The 21,220-nt window shown below is 56.4% G+C and carries 25 protein-coding genes; 11 read left to right on the top strand and 14 right to left on the bottom strand.

The annotated features are described in order from the left end of the window. Window positions 1-190: 190 nt before the first annotated feature. The 5 genes from GT495_RS08170 to GT495_RS11150 all read right to left on the bottom strand — a co-directional run bounded on the left by GT495_RS08170 (window position 191) and on the right by GT495_RS11150 (window position 6,042). Window positions 191-3,445: an ATP-binding cassette domain-containing protein gene (locus tag GT495_RS08170; protein WP_161162251.1), complete on the bottom strand. Its 3,255-nt coding sequence runs from the start codon at window positions 3,443-3,445 to the stop codon at window positions 191-193. A 203-nt stretch (window positions 3,446-3,648) separates the two neighbouring features. After that, window positions 3,649-3,864 (bottom strand): DUF3923 family protein, encoded by a 216-nt coding sequence (locus tag GT495_RS08175; RefSeq protein WP_161162252.1) that lies wholly within the window; start codon window positions 3,862-3,864, stop codon window positions 3,649-3,651. An 89-nt stretch (window positions 3,865-3,953) separates the two neighbouring features. Beyond that, window positions 3,954-4,928 (bottom strand): TlpA disulfide reductase family protein, encoded by a 975-nt coding sequence (locus GT495_RS08180; RefSeq protein WP_161162253.1) that lies wholly within the window; start codon window positions 4,926-4,928, stop codon window positions 3,954-3,956. A gap of 33 nt (window positions 4,929-4,961) precedes the next feature. Then, complete coding sequence (locus GT495_RS08185; protein WP_161162254.1) at window positions 4,962-5,873, bottom strand: 4Fe-4S binding protein; 912 nt, start codon at window positions 5,871-5,873, stop codon at window positions 4,962-4,964. Beyond that, entirely contained in the window at window positions 5,866-6,042 is a 177-nt protein-coding gene (locus tag GT495_RS11150) for a CD1871A family CXXC motif-containing protein (RefSeq protein WP_152074243.1), read from the bottom strand. The genes GT495_RS08185 and GT495_RS11150 overlap by 8 nt, the downstream gene beginning before the upstream one ends. A 59-nt stretch (window positions 6,043-6,101) precedes the next feature. On the opposite strand from GT495_RS11150, the gene GT495_RS08195 reads away from it, so the two are divergent. From GT495_RS08195 to GT495_RS08215, 5 genes are all read left to right on the top strand, one after another. After that, window positions 6,102-6,776 (top strand): response regulator transcription factor, encoded by a 675-nt coding sequence (locus tag GT495_RS08195; protein WP_161162255.1) that lies wholly within the window; start codon window positions 6,102-6,104, stop codon window positions 6,774-6,776. Beyond that, a complete protein-coding gene (locus GT495_RS08200) occupies window positions 6,773-7,912 on the top strand; it encodes an ATP-binding protein (protein WP_161162256.1) in 1,140 nt (379 codons plus the stop codon). The genes GT495_RS08195 and GT495_RS08200 overlap by 4 nt, the downstream gene beginning before the upstream one ends. Before the next feature lie 159 nt (window positions 7,913-8,071). Continuing rightward, on the top strand, window positions 8,072-8,614 hold the full coding sequence (locus GT495_RS08205) for an HD domain-containing protein (RefSeq protein WP_204986908.1): 543 nt from the start codon (window positions 8,072-8,074) through the stop codon (window positions 8,612-8,614). Between the two features lie 272 nt (window positions 8,615-8,886). Continuing rightward, window positions 8,887-9,846 (top strand): SPFH domain-containing protein, encoded by a 960-nt coding sequence (locus tag GT495_RS08210; RefSeq protein WP_161162257.1) that lies wholly within the window; start codon window positions 8,887-8,889, stop codon window positions 9,844-9,846. Between the two features lie 57 nt (window positions 9,847-9,903). Further along, complete coding sequence (locus GT495_RS08215) at window positions 9,904-10,974, top strand: hypothetical protein (protein ID WP_161162258.1); 1,071 nt, start codon at window positions 9,904-9,906, stop codon at window positions 10,972-10,974. 226 nt (window positions 10,975-11,200) lie between these two features. On the opposite strand, the gene GT495_RS08220 is transcribed toward GT495_RS08215, so the two are convergent. Then, a complete protein-coding gene (locus GT495_RS08220; protein ID WP_161162259.1) occupies window positions 11,201-11,341 on the bottom strand; it encodes a hypothetical protein in 141 nt (46 codons plus the stop codon). Further along, complete coding sequence (locus tag GT495_RS08225; RefSeq protein WP_161162260.1) at window positions 11,341-11,532, bottom strand: hypothetical protein; 192 nt, start codon at window positions 11,530-11,532, stop codon at window positions 11,341-11,343. The genes GT495_RS08220 and GT495_RS08225 overlap by 1 nt, the downstream gene beginning before the upstream one ends. A gap of 188 nt (window positions 11,533-11,720) precedes the next feature. On the opposite strand from GT495_RS08225, the gene GT495_RS08230 reads away from it, so the two are divergent. Beyond that, window positions 11,721-11,912: a hypothetical protein gene (locus tag GT495_RS08230; protein WP_161162697.1), complete on the top strand. Its 192-nt coding sequence runs from the start codon at window positions 11,721-11,723 to the stop codon at window positions 11,910-11,912. A 758-nt stretch (window positions 11,913-12,670) separates the two neighbouring features. On the opposite strand, the gene GT495_RS08235 is transcribed toward GT495_RS08230, so the two are convergent. Next, window positions 12,671-12,868 carry a hypothetical protein gene (locus GT495_RS08235; RefSeq protein WP_161162262.1) on the bottom strand — a complete coding sequence of 66 codons (198 nt, stop codon included), beginning with the start codon at window positions 12,866-12,868 and terminating at the stop codon, window positions 12,671-12,673. Window positions 12,869-12,931: 63 nt separating this feature from the next. Beyond that, on the bottom strand, window positions 12,932-13,054 hold the full coding sequence (locus GT495_RS11020) for a hypothetical protein (RefSeq protein WP_255451777.1): 123 nt from the start codon (window positions 13,052-13,054) through the stop codon (window positions 12,932-12,934). Between the two features lie 1,191 nt (window positions 13,055-14,245). Between GT495_RS11020 and GT495_RS08240 the strand changes: the two genes are divergently transcribed. Beyond that, window positions 14,246-14,755, top strand: a complete 510-nt coding sequence (locus GT495_RS08240) for a helix-turn-helix domain-containing protein (protein WP_161162263.1) — start codon at window positions 14,246-14,248, stop codon at window positions 14,753-14,755. Between the two features lie 134 nt (window positions 14,756-14,889). Then, on the top strand, window positions 14,890-15,339 hold the full coding sequence (locus tag GT495_RS08245) for a zinc ribbon domain-containing protein (RefSeq protein ID WP_161162264.1): 450 nt from the start codon (window positions 14,890-14,892) through the stop codon (window positions 15,337-15,339). 82 nt (window positions 15,340-15,421) lie between these two features. On the opposite strand, the gene GT495_RS08250 is transcribed toward GT495_RS08245, so the two are convergent. The 3 genes from GT495_RS08250 to GT495_RS08260 all read right to left on the bottom strand — a co-directional run bounded on the left by GT495_RS08250 (window position 15,422) and on the right by GT495_RS08260 (window position 18,353). Then, a complete protein-coding gene (locus GT495_RS08250; RefSeq protein ID WP_161162265.1) occupies window positions 15,422-16,795 on the bottom strand; it encodes an MFS transporter in 1,374 nt (457 codons plus the stop codon). A 75-nt stretch (window positions 16,796-16,870) separates the two neighbouring features. After that, on the bottom strand, window positions 16,871-17,758 hold the full coding sequence (locus GT495_RS08255; protein WP_161162266.1) for a helix-turn-helix domain-containing protein: 888 nt from the start codon (window positions 17,756-17,758) through the stop codon (window positions 16,871-16,873). Between the two features lie 163 nt (window positions 17,759-17,921). Next, entirely contained in the window at window positions 17,922-18,353 is a 432-nt protein-coding gene (locus GT495_RS08260; RefSeq protein WP_161162267.1) for a YjdF family protein, read from the bottom strand. Between the two features lie 427 nt (window positions 18,354-18,780). On the opposite strand from GT495_RS08260, the gene GT495_RS10905 reads away from it, so the two are divergent. Together GT495_RS10905 and GT495_RS08270 are read left to right on the top strand one after the other, a co-directional pair. Continuing rightward, window positions 18,781-18,963 (top strand): hypothetical protein, encoded by a 183-nt coding sequence (locus GT495_RS10905; protein WP_240128152.1) that lies wholly within the window; start codon window positions 18,781-18,783, stop codon window positions 18,961-18,963. A gap of 125 nt (window positions 18,964-19,088) precedes the next feature. Then, window positions 19,089-19,430, top strand: a complete 342-nt coding sequence (locus GT495_RS08270; RefSeq protein WP_161162268.1) for a TfoX/Sxy family protein — start codon at window positions 19,089-19,091, stop codon at window positions 19,428-19,430. Window positions 19,431-19,876: 446 nt separating this feature from the next. Here the strand turns inward: GT495_RS08270 and GT495_RS08275 are convergent, their stop codons facing one another. Together GT495_RS08275 and GT495_RS08280 are read right to left on the bottom strand one after the other, a co-directional pair. After that, complete coding sequence (locus GT495_RS08275) at window positions 19,877-20,560, bottom strand: hypothetical protein (RefSeq protein ID WP_161162269.1); 684 nt, start codon at window positions 20,558-20,560, stop codon at window positions 19,877-19,879. Window positions 20,561-20,717: 157 nt separating this feature from the next. Next, window positions 20,718-20,900: a hypothetical protein gene (locus tag GT495_RS08280; protein WP_192924359.1), complete on the bottom strand. Its 183-nt coding sequence runs from the start codon at window positions 20,898-20,900 to the stop codon at window positions 20,718-20,720. Between the two features lie 136 nt (window positions 20,901-21,036). Here GT495_RS08280 and GT495_RS11155 point away from each other — a divergent pair, with 136 nt between their 5' ends. Continuing rightward, entirely contained in the window at window positions 21,037-21,201 is a 165-nt protein-coding gene (locus GT495_RS11155) for a DUF6019 family protein (RefSeq protein WP_370457626.1), read from the top strand. Window positions 21,202-21,220 lie beyond the last annotated feature (19 nt).

A 21,220-nucleotide genomic window follows, 5' to 3' on the forward strand; every position in this document is an offset into this window, starting at 1 on the left:
TTGGACCCCCGAAGCATCGACATTTTTAGACGTCAAGCCCGCAGGATTTGACTGGCAAAACCGCAGGAAATTGCATCTCGAAAGCGCCGATACTTCGGGGGCCCGTTTTCACTCGTTCACTTCTCGGAAAAGTATTAGACCTCGATTTACAGGCCGCTCAATGTGACAAGGGGGCTGTCCCTTGGTCACATTATTCGGAGCGTAGGGCTTCCACGGGGTCCTTTTTGGATGCGCTGCGGGCTGGCAGCAGGCCGGCGATGACCGTCAGCAGCACCGATATCGCAATGAGCACCAGCGCATCCTGCACGGGCAGGCTCATCAGGTTGGGGACCTGTTTGGCCGCAAGTGCCCAAGCGTTGACCGGGAAACTCACAAGCACCACGACGACAATGGCAAAGATGCCGGCAATGAGGCCCTCGATAAAGGTCTCGGCATTGAACACGTTTGCCACGTTGCGCTTCGACGCGCCGATCGCACGCAGGATGCCAATCTCCTTTTTGCGCTCCAGCACGCTGATGTAGGTGATGATACCGATCATGATGGAGCTCACCACCAGGCTGATACTCACGAATGCGATGAGCACCAAGCTGATGGTGTTCACGATGTCGGTTACCGAACCCATGATGATGCCCATGTAGTCGGTGTACGAGATTGCCTGCTCATCGTGGCCGGCGGCTTTGACCTGCTTGTTGTACGCATCGATGTGATCGAGCACGCGCTCCTTGGCCTCAAAGTCGCGCGGGAAAATCTTGACCGAGATGGGGTCTGCCTCGTCCGCATACCCCAACGTGGTCAGATTGTTGTCGTAGGTGAGCTTCGACGCCTTGGCATAGCTCATCATGAGCGAACTCAGGTCCTCGGCGTCCATGTTGAAATGGATGGCACGAGCAAAGGCGCTCGCATCCACGCGCATGGCGCTCGCCAGGTTGGCAAAACTCGAAGACATCTGCGTCGCCATCTGGTCCATAAGGCTCACAGCCCCAGCTTTGAGCTGGGACGAAACCGTGGCCGTAATCTCGTCGCTTATCTCCTGCATGATCTGGGCCATTGCCTTCTGGAAATAAGGCGCAAGCTGCTTTTGCACATAGTCGGTCATCGCCTGCTGCAGGCGCTCGGCCAGGGCATCGCCGCCGAGCGCTTTGAGCTGGGCCAGGATTTGCCGGGCTGCGGCATTATGCTCAAGATACGCCGAGAATGCGGCAGCGAGCTTTGACGCATCCTTAAGATCTTCGGGCGTCAGGGCCTTAAACTGCTCCGACTGTACAAAGCCCTCAAACAGTTGGTTGGCAAGCGTTCCCACCTGCTGCATTTGCTCGGGCGTGAGTTCCAGACCGTCAAAGATGCCCGAGAAATCTGGGGTTGGCGCTTTGGCCATGATGTCACTGAAGTCGATGTCCTTCCCAACACCCGAAAGGTCGATATCCAACCCGGACAAGTCAAGACCCGACAGGTCCATACCGCCGCCTGCACCCGAGAGCGCAGACGCATCAAACGAGAACGCGCTCTTAAGCGCCGCCTCGTCCACACTGAACATGCCGCCCAGATCCACGCCTTGCTTGGCCTCGCTCTGCAGTTCATCGAAAGACTTGCCCGTAAAGACATCCGTCTCGGGGTGGGCGAGCTGCTCCTGCACAATCTGCGAATCGGCGGCGCGCTCCATAAGCTGGCGAGTCAGTGCATGCGTATAGGCAATGCCCGGAGACAACGCACTCGCATTGGCCGCCTCATTAGGTCGCACCACGCCCACAATGTGCACGTCGATACCGTCGACAACCTTGGCGGCCATAAAGTCGGCGTCGCCAGACATGTCGGTCCACATGCCGGTCTCTTCGTTTTTGCGATAGGCATCGGCCGGCGACAGCACCTTAAACGTCGTGGACAGCGCATCGTCGTAGGTAAAGTCGGTGCCGGTCTCGGGCGTCTCGACCTTGCCGTCGGCCGTCATGGCGCTGTTAACCAGGTCGTTGAGCTCATCGATATCCAGCGAACCGATGCTGTAGAGCGTGTAGTCGCCCACCGTGCCACGGCTCGAAAGCACCATCACGGCTTCGTTAGCAGACGTAGGCCAATGGCCGGCGACGACATCGTACTGGCTGTCGAGCAGGCTCTGGTCGTCGATCATCTCGTTAAAGACCGAGGTTCCCATGGATTCCATGCTCACCGTTGCCGCCGAGCTCGCGCCTCCGCTCATGGCCTCGGTCATGGCGTTGGGCACCAGCCGGACAGGCTTCTCATCGCCCTTGCCGGCACGATAGACAACCGGCGATACACCGTAACCGTACTGAATGGCGTTGACCTCTTTATCGATGCCGTCGCCACCGGCATCGAGCCATGCCTTAAAGCTCGTCATGTCGTTAGACTTAACGCTCGCAAACATATCCTTTACGGCCGTAACCACGGGAATTTTATCGGTTCCCTTAGCCTTGCCGCCGGCACTGTCGTCGGACGAATCCACATTTTCTGGCGAGTCATCATCCGCAGCCCCCTGTCCGCCCATTATGGACGACAGGTCGTAATCCTGCTTGGAAATGGTGAGCGGGTAGCTCGAGAGCGTATCCTCCTCGACCTTTTTGATGTAGCCGTTTACGCCGTTGGACAGCGCCAGAATCGCCGCGATACCGATAATGCCAATCGAGCCCGCAAAGGCCGTCATGGCGGTACGGCCCTTTTTGGTCATGAGGTTACGTGCCGAAAGTCCCAGCGCCGTGAGGAAGCCCATGGACGTCTTGCGCGTGGGTTTGGCCTCGCGACGCTGCGCCTTAACTACGTCAAAGGAATCGGAATCGTCGATAATCTTGCCGTCGGCAAGATTTACGATGCGCGTAGCGTACTGGTGCGCAAGCTCCGGGTTATGCGTGACCATAATGACCAGACGGTCGCGCGCAACGTCCTTGAGCAGATCCATGACCTGCACGGATGTCGTTGAATCCAAAGCGCCGGTCGGCTCGTCGGCAAGGACGATCTCAGGGTCATTTATCAGGGCGCGAGCGATAGCCACGCGCTGCATCTGCCCGCCCGAAAGCTGGCTCGGGCGTTTATTAACGTGCTCGCCCAGACCAACTGCCTCGAGCGCCTCGCGCGCACGCTGGCGGCGCTCGCTATGCCCCACGCCCGTGAGCGTGAGCGCCAGCTCGACGTTTTCCAAGATGGTCTGGTGCGGAATGAGGTTATAGCTCTGGAACACAAAGCCGATGCGGTTGTTGCGATAGGCATCCCAATCGCGATCGCGAAAATCCTTGGTCGAAATACCGTCGATGAGCAGGTCGCCCGAGTCAAATTGGTCGAGTCCACCGATAACGTTGAGCATCGTGGTCTTGCCTGAGCCCGAGGGACCCAGAATGGCCACGAACTCGTTATCGCGAAACGCCAAGCTCACGCTGTCGAGCGCCACCTGCGTAAATGACTGCGTAACGTATCGCTTGCATATTTCCTTGAGCTCCAGCATGGACGGCAACCTCTCATACGCGGGCGCACTCGCCCGCTCTCCCCCGCCGTTCGCATTTGATGCGTTTGTCCTACTCTATCCCCATTTTTTGCCGCCACCAGTGAGGAATGTAACGAACCGGTCAAAACGTCCAGAATGGCACCAAAAAAAGAGGTCCCGAACGGAACCTCTTTACGGCAGAGCTTATCTTGAAAGGCAGCGGACTACTTCGCACAGCGGCGCGCGATAAAGTAAACGAGCCACTCAATAGCCATAAGGCCAATGTAGAAAAGTGCCCAAATGGCAAAACTGATAAGGCGTACTTCCGCTGTCTGTACCGCCCCATGGCCATCTACTGTTCTCAAAAATAAAAACCCGCTAAAGCAGAGAAACAGCACCAGTTGAATGATTTGAAAAGTTCTCCAGCCGTTGCCCTTCATAGACGCCTCCCTGATCACGTTTTCTTGGTCGGATACTATCACGGGAGGCATTACACTGCACACGATCTTCGACATGCTTTACGCGTTTTTTACTGCTCGCTCTTCGCGAGCGCCTGATCGATAAGATTGTTGAGTGCATCGCGCTGTTCGGCAGAAGTGATGCCGCCAACGATCGGGTCTCCTACGATATTGCCCTTTTGGTCGATCACATAAGTGGTCGGGAAGGAGAACAGGTTCGACGTGAACTTGCCGGCATCGCTGTTAGACTTAAACCAGATATTCTTGTACGTTATGCCCTTCTTGCTCAGCACGTCTTTTGCATTTGCGATCTCGTCCTTGTTGCCATCGAGCGTAAAGGAATTGACACCCACGACCTGACCGCCCTTCTCGGCAAGCTCCTTGTTGAGCTTCTCCAGGTCGCCCAACTCCCCCACGCACGGCTTACAGGTGGTAAACCAGAAGTTCATGACGGTAACTTTGTTCTTGGAGAACAGCTCGTCGCTGTTCACATCGTTGCCGTCCAGGTCCTTGCCCTTAAAGCTGGGAAACTGTCCTGCTTCCTTGCCCGAGTCGCCCGCGGCAGATGTCATACCGGCAGTCGCAGCATCGACGCTGTCACCCGTACTCGGCTGATTTCCACACCCCGGGAAGTCCTTTTCCAGACGAGCGAGCTTGTCCTCGATCTTCTTGATCTGCTGCGCCCCAGCCTTGAGCGTTTTGAGTTCATCGGCCGTAAAGGAATCCTTAGCCCCGTCTATGGTGCTCAGTAGAAAATCTCCGTAGTTGGTGCCGTCGCCGATCATCGCCGAGTCTTTATTCGCCGCATTGAACACCTTGTCCCATAGGGCATTGTCTTTGGAAAAGATGTCATTTTCCTTTTTCATCAGTTTCGCGTACAGCGCGGACGCCTCTTCGGCATTGGACACCTTCTTCGCCGTCAGCTCTGCAACCTGGGTGTCGCCGCCCGCAGCTTTGTTTCCCCCGTCTTTAGGCGCCGAGCACGCCACGAGGCTCAACGCCAGCACGGGCACCATCAACAGTCCCGCAATTTTCGACAGTCTCATGTTTTCCTCCGTTATATCGAAGCTTATAGGTACCTATTTGTTTTCGCAGGCTTGCGCGGTCTGCGCGGACTTGCCGCCCGCCACGCCCAGCCCGTAGCGAAAGCTAATGGCATCGACGGGGCACGCACCCACGCATTTGCCGCAACGGATGCACTCGGCATGGTCGGGCGTACGCGTAACGTCCACGTCCATCTGGCACACCCTGGCGCACTTGCCGCACGAAACGCATTTGCACTGGTCAACCTGAATCCCCAGCAACGACACCCTGTTCATGAGCGCATAAAACGCACCGAGGGGGCAGATCCATTTGCAGAAGGGGCGGTAGAACAGCACGCTCAGCACCGCAACCACAATGAGAATCGTGAGCTTCCAGGTAAAGAGCTTTCCCAGCGCGGAGCGAATTCCCGCATTCATGATGGACAGCGGAATCGCGCCCTCGAGCACACCTTGCGGGCAGATGTACTTACAAAAGAACGGGTCGCCCATACCTACATCGTTAACCACCAAGACAGGCAACAGCACCACGGTAAACAGCAACACGGCGTACTTGATGTACGTGAGCGGCTTGAGTTTTTTCGTGGAGAGCTTTTTGCTGGGAATCTTGTGAAGCAGCTCCTGCAGCCAACCAAACGGGCACAAAAAGCCGCATACAAAACGCCCCAGTAGCACGCCAATCAGAATGAGCGTTCCGGTGACGTAATACGAAAAGTTGAATTTAGACGAGCCCACCACCGACTGAAACGACCCGATGGGGCACGCACCCGCTGCCGCGGGGCACGAATAGCAGTTAAGTCCAGGTACGCAGACTGTTTTTCCCGCACCCTGATAGATGCTGCCCTTGGCAAAGTTTGGCAGGTGAATATTGGTGACCAGCGTCGCCGCCGCCTGAATGAATCCGCGAAATCGGGCCAAAACATGCGACGCAGTGTTTTTTCTTTTATCCAATTCCGATACACTCCAAGCACAGCCTAATTGCTTTGGCCAGCACGGCGTCTGCCTCGCCACGCATAACGCCAAAGCCAACCATGGCTACCCCAACGATCAGCAAAGCCACCTGCGCCACAGGCTTAATCGCTTTGAACAATCTGACCACTCCTTTCGTTTCGCGACCCATTGGACCATACCGACTATAAAATCCGTGTTAAGCGTGAATGACTATGCAAGGAGAACGTTATGCGCATCTTGGTCGTCGAGGACGAGCGGGCGCTGTGCGATGCAATCGCATGCAGCCTGCGCAACTTGGCCTATAGCGTCGACTGCTGCTACGACGGGCAGCAGGCCCTCGATCTGCTCGATGTCGAGACCTTTGATCTGATCGTGCTCGACCTCAATCTCCCCCATGTCGACGGCATGACCGTGCTCAGGGAACTTAGGAAAACCGACTGCGAGACCAAGGTACTGATTCTGTCCGCGCGTGGCGAAGTATCCGATAAAGTCGCCGGACTCGATGCCGGCGCCAACGATTACCTTACCAAGCCGTTTCATCTGGATGAGCTCGCGGCGAGAATCCGCAGCCTTACCCTCAGGCGCTTCGCACAAAACGACATAGTATTAACCTGCGGAAAGCTCCGCTTTGACACCAAGGCGCGCATCGCTTCCGTTGACAGCGATACCCTGTCTCTCACACGCAAAGAAACGGGAATCCTGGAATATCTGATGCTTAATCAAGGACGTCCAGTGAGCCAGGAAGAGCTTATCGAGCACGTTTGGGATAGCACCGTAAACAGCTTTAGCAACGCAACCCGGGTTCATATCTCGTCACTTCGAAAAAAGTTGCGCAGCACTTTGGGATATGACCCAATTCGCAATCGAATTGGAGAGGGCTACGTCATGGAGGATGGCGAATGAACGGGCTTTCGCTGCAATGGCGCATAACGATCATGACGGCACTGCTGACGTGTGCGGCGTGCGTGCTGACGAACTGCCTGGTCGGCTATACGGGCATGCGCTACATGGATGCCATCGGCAGTGGCATCTCGGCCCTTAGCGCAGCCGACGTAGATACACCGCAGGAGTTTGACCCAACGAAGGGGAGCCTCGATGACGAGGTCACGATCGTCGTAAACGATGCACAGGAGTCTTTTGGCATGACAGCTTGGTGCATCACGGCTGGAGTCACGCTGCTCGGCGGCGTGCTGGCATACTTTGTGAGCGGTCGCGCGCTCAAGCCACTACGGTCTTTTGCCACCCAGGTAGAGCGCGTGCAGCCTGACAACCTAAGCGAAATCAGACTCAGTGAAGATGTGCCCACCGAGCTACAACGATGTAGCGCCTCCTTCAACGACATGATCGCCCGTCTTGGCGAAGGGTTCTCTTCACAGCGTCAGTTTACCGGCAACGCCGCACACGAGTTGCGCACCCCGCTCGCCCTTATGCAAGCACAGATTGAACTATTCATCTCCGAGCACTCCGGTTTGCAACCCGAAACCGCCGAGCTGCTCGGCCTGCTGCAAGAACAAACCGAGCGCATGTCTCGAATGACCAAGGTATTGCTCGAGATGAGTGAGCTCCGCAGCGTTCCTTGCGAGGACGATGTTGAACTTGGCCCCTTGTCCGAAGAGGTCCTCACCGACCTTGCGCCACTTGCCGAAAAGAAGGGCATGGCCCTCAATTGTGCTGGAGACGCTTTAGTAATCGGGAGCGACACGCTCCTCTATCGGCTGGTGTTTAACCTGGTCGAAAATGCCATCCGTTACAGCCGCCCCGACTCGACTGTCAACGTCTCTATCTGCGATACCGATAGTCACGTATTCCTGCGAGTCAAGGACCAGGGCCCGGGAATACCCAAACAGTACCGTGAGAGCATCTTCCAACCATTCTTTCGCCTGGATAAATCCCGCAGCAGGGCATACGGCGGCGCAGGACTCGGGCTAGCGCTTGTCTGGGAGATTGCGGCGCTTCACGGTGGCACGGTAGAGGTCGAAACAAGTTCCGAGAACGGGACCGTGATGCTCGTGACCCTCTCAAAGGGGGCCACCACGTGATCCGACTGTCCAGGGGTCCCACGGGACTGCGGACAAAAAGTTGGACCATCGGGTCCGGTTTGAAGTCCGCATGACATACAGTAGAGCCGTAGTGGAGAGGGCCGGGGCCGCGTGGCCGCGCTACAATAAACTCCGCGAAGCACCGGCGAAAGGAACACGATGCAGGACGACAAGGACAGACCCACACAACTCACCTCGAAGCAGAACATGCTGCTCAACCGGCTTATGCTCAAGATGGTTGAATTCGATGCCGGCGACCCCAAGCGCATCCAGCATTTCGTGAAGGTGGCAAGTCTCGCGCGCACCATCGGCGAGGCCGAAAGCCTGCCCGCGCGCGAGCTCTTCACGCTCACCGCGGCGGCGATCGTCCACGATATCGGCATCCACCCGGCCATCGAGAAGTACGGCTCCAGTGCGGGCAAACTACAGGAGCAGGAGGGGCCGGCGCCGGCTCGAGCCATGCTGCGCGATCTGGGCTTTGATGTCCAGACCGTCGAGCGCGTGGCATTCCTAGTCGGGCATCACCACACCTACGACGCCATCGACGGGGTCGACTACCGGATTCTGGTCGAGGCGGACTTCTTGGTCAACCTGTACGAGGACGGCTGCTCCAGGGACGCCATGCTCGCGGCACGCGAGAGGGTCTTCCAGACCAGGACAGGCATAACGTTGCTCAACGCCATGTTCGGCCTGGAGAGTTAGTTCAAGCGTCATCAACCGCCTATAGTGGCACATCTTTTTTAGTGCTCTGGGAGATGTCATGAGCATTGCGTCGACGCGGTTGCCTTCGGTCATAAACGTAGGATACGTTTCCCGTTCGCGACCGGTAAATAGACGGTAAGCGATCGGTCGGCACAACATCAGACCTCTCGTCCCAACTCGGAACGGTGCAAACGCGTACTGTACAATGGGAGGAGAAATCGTGCCCCGGAAGGAATCCTGCAGCACGTATCCAGCCTGACCAAAGGAGCGACATGAATTCCATCGTATCTTTCCTCAACGGCGGCGGCCTGGGAGCCGTCATCCGCGGCGGCTTGGGAGCCGTCATCCTGATCGTCGTCCTGATTGTGCTGGCCTTCAACGCGTTCTTCGTGGTGAAACAGCAAAACGCCGTTATCATCGAGCGCCTGGGGCGTTTCAGCGCCATCCTGGGCGCGGGCCTACACGCCAAGGTGCCATTCATCGACCGCAAGGCGGCGACAGTGAGCCTCCGCACCATGAAAAACGGCTTTGATATCGACGTTAAGACCCAGGACAACGTGACCATCGGCCTCGAGGTCTCTGTGCAATACCACGTGAGCTACGAGCGCGGAGAGACGCCCGCGCAGTCCGGCGTCTACAAGAGTTACTACATGTTGCAGCAACCCGTGGCGCAGATGCGCGACTTCATCACCGACGCCCTGCGCTCCTCCATCCCCGTCTACACGCTCGACGAGGTCTTCGCCAAGAAGGACGATATCGCCAAGGACGTCAACGCCACCGTTTCCGGGCAGATGGCAGCCTACGGCTTCACGCTCGTCTCCACGCTCATCACCAAGATCGCGCTGCCGGCCGAGGTCGAGAACTCCATGAACGACATCAACGCCGCCCAGCGCAAGCGCGCCGCCGCGCAGGAGCTCGCCGAGGCCGACCGCATCAAGCGCGTCACCGAGGCGACCGCCGAGGCGGAGGCTATGGAAAAGGCCGGTGAAGGCATCGCCGCCCAGCGCAAGGCTATCGCGCTGGGCATCAAGGACTCCCTCGAGATCATCCAGGAGACGGGCATCGGCAACGACGAGGCCAACCAGCTGTTCATGTTCACGCAATGGTCCGAGATGATGACGGAGTTCGCTCGCACGGGTAAAACCTCGACGGTCGTGCTGCCGAGCGATTTTTCGCAGTCAGCCTCGATGTTCGAGCAGATGCTGGCCGCCACGAAGGCCGACGACAACTAACGCCGGATTGGACCCAATAGCCTAACCGGCGTCGCTCCATCAACATCAGGAGGAGGCATGGCTCGCATCCGTTTTTTCCCGAGATCATCCGACGGCAGCGGGGACATCGACCCGTTTAACGCCGGCGATCCTATTATGCCGCTCGACGATGTGGTCCCCACGCGCGATAAGCGCGTGGGGCCGGCGAGCCGCGCGGAACGACCGGAGGAGGCGGAAGCACAGAATCCGCAAGCCGTCCCCGCCACCGCAACCAAGGTCCGGACCGAGGCCAAGACCGCGTTCAAGGCTAAATCCAAGAAAAGGGCAACAGATGGCCGGCATGTGTCGCACCGGGCCGAACCCGAACCGGAGTCCGTCTCGGACGATGATTCCGGCACGGAGAAGACTACTGGGCACCGCTGGGGCATCAACGGCTATGGTATCGTCGTCGGTGCCATCTTTCTCGTCACACTGCTGCTCGGTATCGTCGCCGTCTGCGGCTCAGCGGCCCTCGCCTCGATTATCGGCGCGAATGTGCCGTTAATCGAGGCGACGGCCGAGTCGGATGGCTGCACGAAGAAGGATGACGCGGCAAAGGCGCGAGACGACGCCAAGGACGAGGACGAGGCGGTCTCCAAGGCCGCGAGGGCGCGTCTTGACAACCTCTTCGACGACCCTACAACGAGCGACCTCATCAAACAGGGGCTCGACCGTCAGTTGAAGACCAACTTCGGCTACACGGCCAACGAGCTCGGTATCGATGCCACTGCCTATGAAAAGTGGTTCCTCGGCACCGTTGACTACCGGCTCAACTGCGCCCAAGCCTACGGCGACGGCACGGGGTTCGCGGCGTTCGACGTCACGTCCCCCGACATCTACCGGATGTTCAACGACTTCTACACCAAGACATCCGATTACGTCTTGAGCAACAGACTCTACGGGACATATGGACCCGATGGAGTTGCCGTCGCGCTCACAGACGAGCAGAAGGCCCAGATGAGCGCCTATTTCAACGAGGCGCTCTCGAAAGCCGCGGTAAGAGACGATGGCTACCTGAGCGCTTGGCTCTCCAAAGGCAATGACGGCACGTGGATGGTGGACGACACGAGCCTTCGGGAGACCCTGACGTACCTGGTCGGCGCCGCGTAAGGCATGCCAGGCAAGGCGAATGGGCAGATACCTGAGGGGATTGTCCTATCGCTTCGCACGGACATGTACAAAACGAGGTGAGGCCTGTGCAAGGAGGTCATGGCCATCTGGCACCACATCGACTCGGGAACGCCGTTGTCCCGGCACATATCGTTCCGGATGTCCGCGGGCAAAGGAGTCCCTACCAACCGGGCAGAGATTGTCCCGTAACAGCAAGCAGGCGCCGCTACTCCCGGAGGCCGCCCGTGAGGGCGCTCATGAGGGCCACGTACTCACGCAGGCCCACGCAGGCGAGCACGAACTCGGAGAGCCACCCCGGCAGGCGCGTGCGGGCGATCTGCGCCCCCGCCTCCGAGAGAGCGCCCATCACCCCAGAAGGTCACCCAGCACGGCCGCACCGGTTTCGACGATCCCGAAGACGAAGAACGGTAGAAGCATCGCGAGCAGTGCGTCCATGCGCGGATTGATCGTCTCCGGAATCTTCGGCTCGCCGAAGAACAGCGTCCCGTCGGGCGCGAGGTAGTCGATGAGCGGGTACTCCGGCCCGCAGCTGTACAAATCATCCCCCCCCAAGTCGCCCAACTCGGCTGCAAGGTGTCCCGCAGGACAACTTCCTCACCCGTCTGCTCGCACACGTATACCGGCGTGCCCAAGAACAGCGAGTCGTCATGCTCCGGATCGCCCGTTGTCGCGCAGCGCCACTGCCTCGGGTTCTCCTCGCGCCAGCGGAGGGTCCCATCCTCGTCATGCACGAGTCTTTGGAAGACGTAACGGAGCCGCGTGTAACCCCGGACCCGGAGCTTGCGGTCGAGCAGAAAGCCTTTGATGTCTCCCACGAGCACGACCAGACAGAGAGCTGTGAGCAAGACGCTTGTGACGAGTCCCATCAGCATGTCCACGGCAGCCCCAACCTCTCGGACGAGATCATTTCACATTAATCATAGAGGACGTGAGCCACGGGCGAAAAGAGCACCGAGAAGCGTTTACGGAACGCTTACCGGAGACGCGCGAGCGGGCGGTGCAGACGGGTGGCGACGCCGCGCCACGCTTTACTCCACATTAACCATCTAGGAAAACGCCATACGGAGACCGCTGACACGCCCATTGGGATCGATTCGAGTTTCACGGACCCAGAAACGACCCCGTTTCCCTCGGGGACAAATTCCGCGCGTCTACTCACTCGGGATAAAGCCTTGCCCTCGTTCCCCCGAATACCGCCCCGTACCTTACTGTCTTGAAACACGAGGAGTTAATAGCGAAATCGCAGGTAACAGGGAATAAAACGGCAAAGCAAAAGCCTCCGTCCCAGCACGGGAACGGAGGCTCGATAATCGAATGTACTCGCCAATGTCGCTGGTGGCTTTGCTCTGCGGCGATGCCGAAACAGTATCAGGCGGTACTCGACAGCACCAAAACGCGAGTTCAGAAGCCAGTTCCTGCTATTCCCACTCGATAATGAGCACAGCAGGTAGATAGGGCGCTCGTATTGCCTTGGCCCGTTCCATCAGGCGTTCTTTCATCGCCGTTTGATACTCATTTGGTCTTCACGCATAAAACGAAAAAGTTAATTCGAGATCTTTAATCAGCTGGATCATCCCTCGTCAGGCATTTGACCCAGCGGTATTTTTCATCATCAAGGCGCGAAACCAACTCATGGCAATCTCTATAGCGCAATGCTATAGGCTTAGGAAAAAGATCATTTTTTTACAGAAGCAATCGGCTCGCGAGGCGCATTGTTATCTACCAACGAGATCATTGCAAGAACGTACCCGCTATAGAGGCCGTCTACATAGCCCGTTTGATGCAGATTTTCAATAAGTAAATCAATCGGCAAGCCGCCATACCCACTTGGCACTAGGCCTTCTTCTACGAGCTGAGAAGACCAAAGGGACATAATCTCGTCCTCGTCTTTCTTGCTCAGTTTTCCTAGAAGATCATCAAAATCGATACCCTGAACTTAATCGTTAAGGTATGCAAACAGGATTCGAATGAAACTCTTAGCCGTCGAAGACAGCTCGCGATTGATTTCTTCCCTTAACTCATTGGCGACTCCATCGCCCAATTTCGCTTCTTTATTCATATCCTCTCCCTTCCCAACAGCCTGTCCCAAAGCAATATGTTCCGACTCGTCAATGGTAGAAGCACTTGCTAAGCAAGCGCATAGCCCCTCTTGAAGCGATCGTCGAAAAGACAGAAATCGCTATAGACATGGCCGTCAATAAGCAGTGAGCCATTCGGTTGGCGTGCCGCATGCTGACGGAACTTCTCGACATAGTCATCGGACTTATCGTGCTCGAAATAGTCGAACTAATCAAGTAATTCGTCGTAGTCATCGGCCTGCTTCACGCGCGTTTCGTACCTCTTCTCCCATTCAAAAAGAAAAGAGTTGGGAACAGGCGCTCTCGCTAGAAGCTCCGACCCCTCTTCCAGCTGAACCGGAATCAATCCATATGAAGCCGAGAGCTGAAATAACACATGAGCAGCTTGAACAGGACTTCCGAAATCGGTAAATACAAGCGCTCCCCTCTTCACCTCAAGAGCACTGGACAGTTTTTGAAGCGCCGCATATTTTTGCTCTCTAGCCCCCTGCTCATCCGAACGTAGTGTTGCGAGGGAGAGATCAGCCTCTCAGGCCAAATCCAGCTGGGTCTTTGCAGGGGTACACCGCGCCCTTGGCTCGGGCAGCTTCTTGGACTGCATCCTATTTTGCCAAGGCTTAATCGGCACCTAGGACTCTCGCGGATCATATTCGTATCAAAGGGGAAACTGGGACGGATCAAAGCCTGCTGCAAAGCTGTCCTTCCATCTTTCATAGTCATCCCGATCGGAGTCACTCTCAATCTGAGCATACCGAGCGGCCCACTTCTTTAGAAAAGACTTCATGAAAGACAAAGTCGGCTTGAGCGCGGAATAGCGCTCGTTTGCAACAGGCTCGAACCCATATGTCGCGGCAAATTGAAAAAAGCCTAAGCAATCAGGTCAGTATCGTTGAAATCATAAAAATGGAGCGCCTCGGACTGTATGCCATAGGCGCTCGCAAGCCCCTCCGTAAAGGCAGGTCAATCATTTTTAAAAAACGAAGGACCTAGCCCTGATTTCGAAAACTGCGCACAAGGGCAATCGAACATCTTCATATCGAGTTTCAGCAGCTTGTATCCCATGCGAACTCAAACAGTCCTCACCCATGTTACAACCTGTTGCTTGCGGCAACGGACCATCTGAGGACAACATTGCGGTAACGTAGGAACCAGGCGAGATAAAGGATCCACCCATGCTGAACGAGAACATCCAAGCCCTCAGGAAATCGAAGGGCCTTTCGCAAGAAGAACTCGCGCTCAAGTTGAACGTAGTGAGGCGGACGGTATCTAAATGGGAACGCGGGCTCTCCGTGCCCGATGCGGAGATGCTCGTCGCCATCGCAGAGGTGCTCGACACCCCGGTGAGCACACTGCTGGGCAAGACCGTCCCCGCATCCGAGCCCGAAGGCATACAGGCGCTCTCCGAAAAACTCGAGGTGCTGAACGACCAGTTCGCACGAGCGCAGGAATCCAAGCGACGTGTGCTGCACGCCCTTTGCATCGCTATCGCCGCTGTCACGGCACTTGTCCTCCTCGCGTTGGCAGCGATCGGGGGCTCGTATCTCGAATGGGATTTCTCCAATCCGGAATACGCGGCTGCCGCAACGTTGCTCCACGGGTTCGAATGGGTCTTTGTGCGGATCGCGCCCATCGTCCTGCTCGTCGCCATCGCAGCGGCTATCGCCACGAGAAGAAAAGCATAGCACCGGAATTGGACCCCCACCCCTCTTCCAAGCAACAACCCGTTGCTCGACCAGCAAGGGGCGATGCAGGATAATCACGGGCAAGCGACAGGACAAAACCCCGCCGTCCACGCCCCAATCAGAGGAGATCCGCCATGATCCTGCTTAAAGACGCCCTGACTCAAGCCCGACGCGAACGCGGCCTCACCCAAGAAGAACTCGCAGCGCGCCTCCACATCACGCGCCAGGCAGTCAGCCGCTGGGAGACCGGCGCGACCGAGCCCAGCATCGACATGATCAAGCTCATCGCGTGCGAGCTCGACGTCCCTGTGACGCGCCTGCTCGACATGCCCGAGCACTACTGCCAAAGCTGCGGCATGATGTTCACCGGTCCCGACCAGCATGGACACGAAGCGGACGGCACCGAAACCGAAGACTTCTGCCGCTGGTGCTACGACCAGGGCGCGTATACCTACGAGACCACCATGGAAGAGATGATTGAGGACTGCGCGCCGCGCATGGCCCAGAACATGGACTGGTCCGTGGACGAGTGCGCGTCGCTATTGGGGGCAATCTTGCCCAATCTGCGCAGATGGAGCGAATAAAATTCTTGCAAAAAGAGCAACGCCGAAATTCAACCAATAATGCCGCACCTAGGCGCTGGTACAAGCATCACCTTGGAATCATTTAGGACGAGATTCTTCTTGCAATAGATAGCGACACAGCAATGCCCACCACCGCAGACGCAAGCACGGCGCAAAACGTCCATGCGGTACCGACAGGGGATGCGGTAGGGGCAAGCATTCCGCACACAGCGGTGGATACGGTTCCGCCAAACCCCCTAAAGAACATCGCCGTGGATGTTGCCTTGCCAGCGTCGCGGGCATCTGCCCCCGTCTGCGCCGATAGATTGGAAACCGGCATTCCCACGCCAACGCCCAGACCAAGCGCCGTAGCGATCAATGTAACAGAGGGCGCGGTCAAGCCTTGCGCCCGAACAATGAACGCTGCGGCAGCGGCTAAGACCAAAGACGAAGATGTCAGCGCGATCGCCCGAAGTCTACCGCTCTTCCTGAACAGGACGCCCGATACGTTGCTCCCAAGCATGAGGGCAAGCGTCATGGGAATGAGCGCCGCGCCCGATAAGGCGGCGGCGATACCCATCGATTCCTGCAAAAGCCGCGGCAGATACGTCACGCCCGCCATGAGCGCAAACTGCACGCAGAAGCCCGAGATGAATCCTGCGACAACCCTAGGGCGGCCGAACAGTCCCATGGGAATCACGGGAGCACTCGCAGCAGCCTCAACCCTGTACAGGGCAAACGTGAGGATAACAAATAGCACTATAAGAGCGGCTGCCCGAAGAGATACCAAGGGGAACGCGCCGCCCGCCAAACTGAACAGGGCAACGAGGCTTAATACGCTCAACGATGCTAGCGCGCTTCCCGCCGCATCGAATTGCGTTGCACGGGACCTTTCGCCCCTACCTGACAGACTACTTGACGATAGCGCAAGCGCAACAATCGCGATCGGAATGTTCACAACGAATATGACATGCCAGGACAGCCCTTGGGCAACGGCCCCTCCAATCACGGGTCCTATTACGCTCGCCACACCGTACATTGCGGACGCTGTCCCAAGATAGGGACCCCTATCGCGCGGTGGCAGCATCACTGCGGCGGCTATGAAGACGCCGGCTTCTAGCAAGCCGCCGCCAATACCCTGAAGCAAGCGAAGCGCGGCAAGCGCCTCAATGGTGGGAGCCGCGGCACACAACGCAGACGCTATGGCAAAGAGAGTCAGGCCGAACGCATACGTTCGCTTCAAACCGAAATGAAACGCAAGGCCGCCGCATAGGAGCGTGGACACAGTGCTTGAAGCAAGATATGCAGTCAGAGGCCAGGCATAATGCTCCGCCCCACCTAAGGCAGCCGAAATCGTTGGCAGCGCCGTTGCCACCACGGTGGAATCAAGCGCAGCTATGAACAAAGTGAGCATGAGTCCCGCCATCATCAACCCGCCAACAGATTGATGGACCTCACCGGCGCAGGGTTCTTTCATTGTTGTATTTCTCCTTCTCCTCGTCCTTATGGACGAACCACGCGGTCAGCCCGCAACAAACAGAAGGAAGGATGGCTATGCACCGAACCGCTTCGAGATGGGCACCCATATCTCGCTGCGATATGACGCGGACGAGAATTCTCCTTGCGGATACACCTCGATGCTCACGTCTCCCGATAGCTTGTATCCTGACGAGGGCAACCACTCGGAGTAGATCCTGCGATAGCACTCCGCCGTCGCCGTGTCGCAAGGGCCCGTACAATCGAACACGGCCCAAAGACCAGATGGAACATGCATCTCATCCGCCCATACCGGCGCCTCACGTGACGACGCGACGGCTATCTGGTAGCTTTGACCATCGTCCTTTGACACGTTGACCCCGAGGATTCCTTGAGGCCCCGACCCATCCGCCAGCGCGACAAGCCGTTCGATAACCCCATCCTGCGAAGCTCTCTCCCAAAGATTGCTCAAGCTCTCTCTGCCTGAAGAGGACATTTGAACCAGCGGATTACCTTGAGCAGCTCCACAGGGTGCGGATATTCCCACAAGGCGCACCCCCTGCTGGGGCACAACCCTCCACGGCAAGGGCTCCGCACCCGTAACGGTAAGGGCAAACGTGCACCGCGGGAAGACGAGAAGAGGGGCGCCGGGGCACCTCGCCTCACTGGGAGACATGCCTAAGACCTCTTGAAATGCTCGATTGAACGCCGTTGGCGAAGAGTAGCCATACCGCACTGCCACATCGAGCACGCGCTCGCCCCTAGACAGATCGAGCGCAGCGCACGACAAACGACGTTTGCGCACGTACTCCGCCAGCCCCATCCCCGCAAGATAGGAAAAGATCCTCCGGAACTGCCCTTCGGTGCAAGACGCAAAAGACGCCGCGCGCGCAATATCGACATCGCCATCAAGTTGCTCCTCTATGTAGTCCACAGAGGCATTCAACCCTTCTATCCAGCCCATAGGGTCACCATCCTTCCGAAAACAAGCATGGGGCAATGTGATTTTTCAATCCTCGCATTAACAGAGCAAATTATGCGAGCTTACTCGAGAGTCCTGCTGCTGGCCCCACCTGCCACTCATCCAGGCAGACCAACCACGTTCCGCGGGCAGAGACAGGAACCGTTTACTTCCCGCGATGCCTGCGACGCCTCTTCTCGTGACGTTTTTCCCATCGAACACGTGCCTCTTCCCTTCCGCGCGCTGTGCGCTTGGATCGAGACTCGTCCTTCGAGCGCTCCCGCTCGCGAGCGAGCGCAAGTTGCGAAGCAGTCGATGATCCGTGCTGGCGCATCACCTTCGCCGCCTCGCGGGTACGACGCTTGGGGTTGCCGGGCAGCCGCCCGACACGTGGCCCAACAGGCTCCGCCTCCGCACTCAGGCGCAGGTTCGACCAACGCTCAAGCGCCCACGTATAGACCTCTTCATTCGACGGCTCGGCGCCAAACACCACGCGCGCAACGCTCATCATGCCGTCTTCGACACGCTCGACCACCCCCACCCACAACTGACCGTCGTGATAGACCGCCAGGGTCGATGAGACCTCACTCTTTCGCATAGCCGCGACCTCCTTCTATGTAGGGCTACGCGAAGAAGGGACAACCAAGGAGGCAGGTTACTGGCAGGGGCCCGCGGCCCGACTACCCGACGGGCGCTGTGTTTTATCTTCGATGCTCCTCAGTATAGCCCCACGAGCTCGGAGCCCACCGAAAGTAGGCCAAACCACGATGTCGTTTCCCCAGCAATCGCCATTCCCACACGGCAATAGCGGCGCCAGATCATGAGAAGGCGATGTAGGACGAGCTATCGTTGGAATAATCCAAACCGCAAGCTAGAGGCCTGTTCTTAGGACTCATGAGTACCAGAAATCGGCCACCAAATTCCCGTGAGGACAATTTGAGTACCAAATCGCACAGCCTCTCGCCAACGAAGACAATCGGCTGGCCAATTTCAATTTATCAAAGAGTGCAGACAAGCTACGGCAAATGTTTACCCTTAAAGATATTTACGGTCTGACCGTCAGCGAAGCAGACGGAGAGATCTGCTTAAAGGTAGACAAGAGCAAAGGCAAAGAAGCCTATGAGCTGCTGAAAATGCTGCACGCTTGGAAAGAACAGGCGGATAAGCTATCTTCCGAGGAAATCAGCAGGGAAGAATACGATAACTGACGTTATTACTATCCACAGTTCGATACTACACAACGCTGGGCGAAAGTTCCCTCAAAGGAACTCAGCGATGCTCTTGTAGACGCTTTCACGGATAAACTGAAAGCAGACAAATAAGGTGGTGCATTATGGCTTCAAATAAAGATAATTTAACCTTTGTATTGGAACAACTATCAGACTTAGACGATATATCCTACCGAGCAATGATGGGCGAATATATCCTTTACTTTCGAGGGAAAATCATCGGCGGTATCTATGATGACCACTTGCTTGTAAAACCCGTCCAGTCTGCAATCTCTCTCATGCCGACAGCAACTTACGAATTACCGTATGAAGGTGCAAAAGAAATGCTCTTAGTTGAAGATATTGACAACAAAGAATTTCTCTGCAATCTGTTCCTGTCCATGTATGAGGAACTTCCTGCACCAAAGAAAAAGAGAACCACCTCCAAAAAACGACAAAACCCTTAGCCATGAGTTTCATACCCACAGCTAAGGGCTTTACAATATGGATTTATTTGCTGCACAACCGCCCGTCAATCATTCTCTAACCTTTAAACCACTGGATTACAAGAATAATGGCACTTATACAACTGTTATCAATTTGTTATCAAAAGACCTCTTGAAACGCAGCAAACCCGCATAAACACTGGGTTTCTTCAACCTCTCAATTTACTCCCACTCAGTAATCAAATCGTGCACTTCCATAGCCTCTCGTCTACGTGGTGTACCGTCGTCTCCCCTCTTATTAGAGTTGGGCGATTTTCGGGCACCCGAACTGAACTCAAATTGAACTCAACGACGACCTATCGGTCGGGGGCTTCCTAGCGAGAATATACAGAGGCGCACATTTCGCAGAGAACTTCCCATCCGTTATTTTATCGGGATGCTGTCAAGGCGGCGTCAATGCGTTCGACCTACACCTTCTCGCTTTTCGAGGCTTCGTCTGTAGGGCCATCGGAATCGATACGGAATCGATCGGCATACCATTCATCCGAAGCAATCACCTTATGGAGCATCTGGAGATGCAGGTCGACATAGTGGCAGAACGCCTTGCCGCATTCCACGAGAGGCGCATTGTTTCTCTCGTTGGGCTCGGCTCCAAAATTAAACTCGACCTCATAGCCCTCCCCAGGCACACCCATGCTCGGCAGAATATCAGTGGAGAAGTGAACGAATCCAGACGTCACCTTGTATACATCTTTTACCTTTGGATCGTACTTCTCGAGTAAGTCTTGAAGTCTTCTATCGAACATCTTCTCACCCGAAAAATCTATCAGCTTGTTCACAGGCATACCTTGAAACACCTGCTTGAGAAAGTCATCCTGGTCTTCGGCGGCGAATAACGCGAATGTCCGCAGGCAGACTCCAACCTGTGCGCGGAGAAGCTGGGCGACGCAAACAAGATTCCTCGACTCGAGCATGGAGATGAATCCGTCTATCAGTCTCATCGCATACTCAGAGGAGGATGCCAGATATAGGTCCCATTGGGTAAAGTCGCCGTTCATGAAGGGAATCACTGCATTGCGCTCGGCGACTCTCAAGGCACTCAGGCTTTGTTCTATTTTCCCAGCTTCTTGTTTGAACTGTTCGCTATCCAAAATGCCCCCAAATGCCGGCTTCTCAACAAATCAGAAAAAGCAAGAGAGACAGAGATTAGGTTCATGCTCCACTGAACCCGCGCTTCCAGTCGAGGTACTCCTCCTCGGAGATCTCCCCGGAGTCCCGTCTCTCGCGCCCCTTACGGAACTGTCCATATCAGTGTAGCCAATCCTTGTAGACGTTGTTGGAGGACGGGTCCTTCCGAGCAACGGAGGCGGAGAACGCCTTCACGAGCTCGGGCTTGCCGGAGCGGCGCACCCCCGTGGTCACCTTGATGCCCCGGGTGCCCTCGAGCGCCCAAAGCCACTCCATATACGTACTGCGGTCTACCCAAGCCATCATCCGCTCCTTATCGGTTTCGAAACTCAAGATCTTTTAAAGTTTCGAAACCGAAAGAGCAATATGCGCAAAGGCGATGCCGCACGTGCTGCAATGCGGCCATCAGAGATGAAAACGGAATTACGAAGATTGAGCCATGTGGGATGAATTAGGCATAAGCGCAGGAACGGCGATTATTATTATAATTGCGCTGTATTACGTTATCAAATGGGCAGTGAAAAATGGCATAGAAGAAGCCTATGGCCTTGATTGTCATTTTCATTGCAACAGCCTCAGGACTCAGCGCAACGCGTTGCGCTGAGTCCTGAGGCGCGAATCCG

Origin of the sequence: Collinsella sp. BIOML-A6 (assembly GCF_009875845.1) — a bacterium.
Lineage (GTDB): Bacteria > Actinomycetota > Coriobacteriia > Coriobacteriales > Coriobacteriaceae > Collinsella > Collinsella aerofaciens_H.

Coding starts and splice junctions, on each gene's coding strand:
- GT495_RS10905 (WP_240128152.1), top strand. CDS start 18,781: ATGTTTACCCTTAAAGATATTTACGGTCTGACCGTCAGCGAAGCAGAC.
- GT495_RS08235 (WP_161162262.1), bottom strand. CDS start 12,868: ATGTCCCTTTGGTCTTCTCAGCTCGTAGAAGAAGGCCTAGTGCCAAGT.
- GT495_RS11150 (WP_152074243.1), bottom strand. CDS start 6,042: ATGGGTCGCGAAACGAAAGGAGTGGTCAGATTGTTCAAAGCGATTAAG.
- GT495_RS08255 (WP_161162266.1), bottom strand. CDS start 17,758: ATGGGCTGGATAGAAGGGTTGAATGCCTCTGTGGACTACATAGAGGAG.
- GT495_RS08230 (WP_161162697.1), top strand. CDS start 11,721: ATGCACGAGTCTTTGGAAGACGTAACGGAGCCGCGTGTAACCCCGGAC.
- GT495_RS08210 (WP_161162257.1), top strand. CDS start 8,887: ATGAATTCCATCGTATCTTTCCTCAACGGCGGCGGCCTGGGAGCCGTC.
- GT495_RS08170 (WP_161162251.1), bottom strand. CDS start 3,445: ATGCTGGAGCTCAAGGAAATATGCAAGCGATACGTTACGCAGTCATTT.
- GT495_RS08180 (WP_161162253.1), bottom strand. CDS start 4,928: ATGAGACTGTCGAAAATTGCGGGACTGTTGATGGTGCCCGTGCTGGCG.
- GT495_RS08200 (WP_161162256.1), top strand. CDS start 6,773: ATGAACGGGCTTTCGCTGCAATGGCGCATAACGATCATGACGGCACTG.
- GT495_RS08280 (WP_192924359.1), bottom strand. CDS start 20,900: ATGGCTTGGGTAGACCGCAGTACGTATATGGAGTGGCTTTGGGCGCTC.
- GT495_RS08245 (WP_161162264.1), top strand. CDS start 14,890: ATGATCCTGCTTAAAGACGCCCTGACTCAAGCCCGACGCGAACGCGGC.
- GT495_RS08220 (WP_161162259.1), bottom strand. CDS start 11,341: ATGGGCGCTCTCTCGGAGGCGGGGGCGCAGATCGCCCGCACGCGCCTG.
- GT495_RS08205 (WP_204986908.1), top strand. CDS start 8,072: ATGCAGGACGACAAGGACAGACCCACACAACTCACCTCGAAGCAGAAC.
- GT495_RS11155 (WP_370457626.1), top strand. CDS start 21,037: ATGTGGGATGAATTAGGCATAAGCGCAGGAACGGCGATTATTATTATA.
- GT495_RS08175 (WP_161162252.1), bottom strand. CDS start 3,864: ATGAAGGGCAACGGCTGGAGAACTTTTCAAATCATTCAACTGGTGCTG.
- GT495_RS08240 (WP_161162263.1), top strand. CDS start 14,246: ATGCTGAACGAGAACATCCAAGCCCTCAGGAAATCGAAGGGCCTTTCG.
- GT495_RS08270 (WP_161162268.1), top strand. CDS start 19,089: ATGGCTTCAAATAAAGATAATTTAACCTTTGTATTGGAACAACTATCA.
- GT495_RS08250 (WP_161162265.1), bottom strand. CDS start 16,795: ATGAAAGAACCCTGCGCCGGTGAGGTCCATCAATCTGTTGGCGGGTTG.
- GT495_RS08260 (WP_161162267.1), bottom strand. CDS start 18,353: ATGCGAAAGAGTGAGGTCTCATCGACCCTGGCGGTCTATCACGACGGT.
- GT495_RS11020 (WP_255451777.1), bottom strand. CDS start 13,054: ATGAATAAAGAAGCGAAATTGGGCGATGGAGTCGCCAATGAGTTAAGG.
- GT495_RS08195 (WP_161162255.1), top strand. CDS start 6,102: ATGCGCATCTTGGTCGTCGAGGACGAGCGGGCGCTGTGCGATGCAATC.
- GT495_RS08215 (WP_161162258.1), top strand. CDS start 9,904: ATGGCTCGCATCCGTTTTTTCCCGAGATCATCCGACGGCAGCGGGGAC.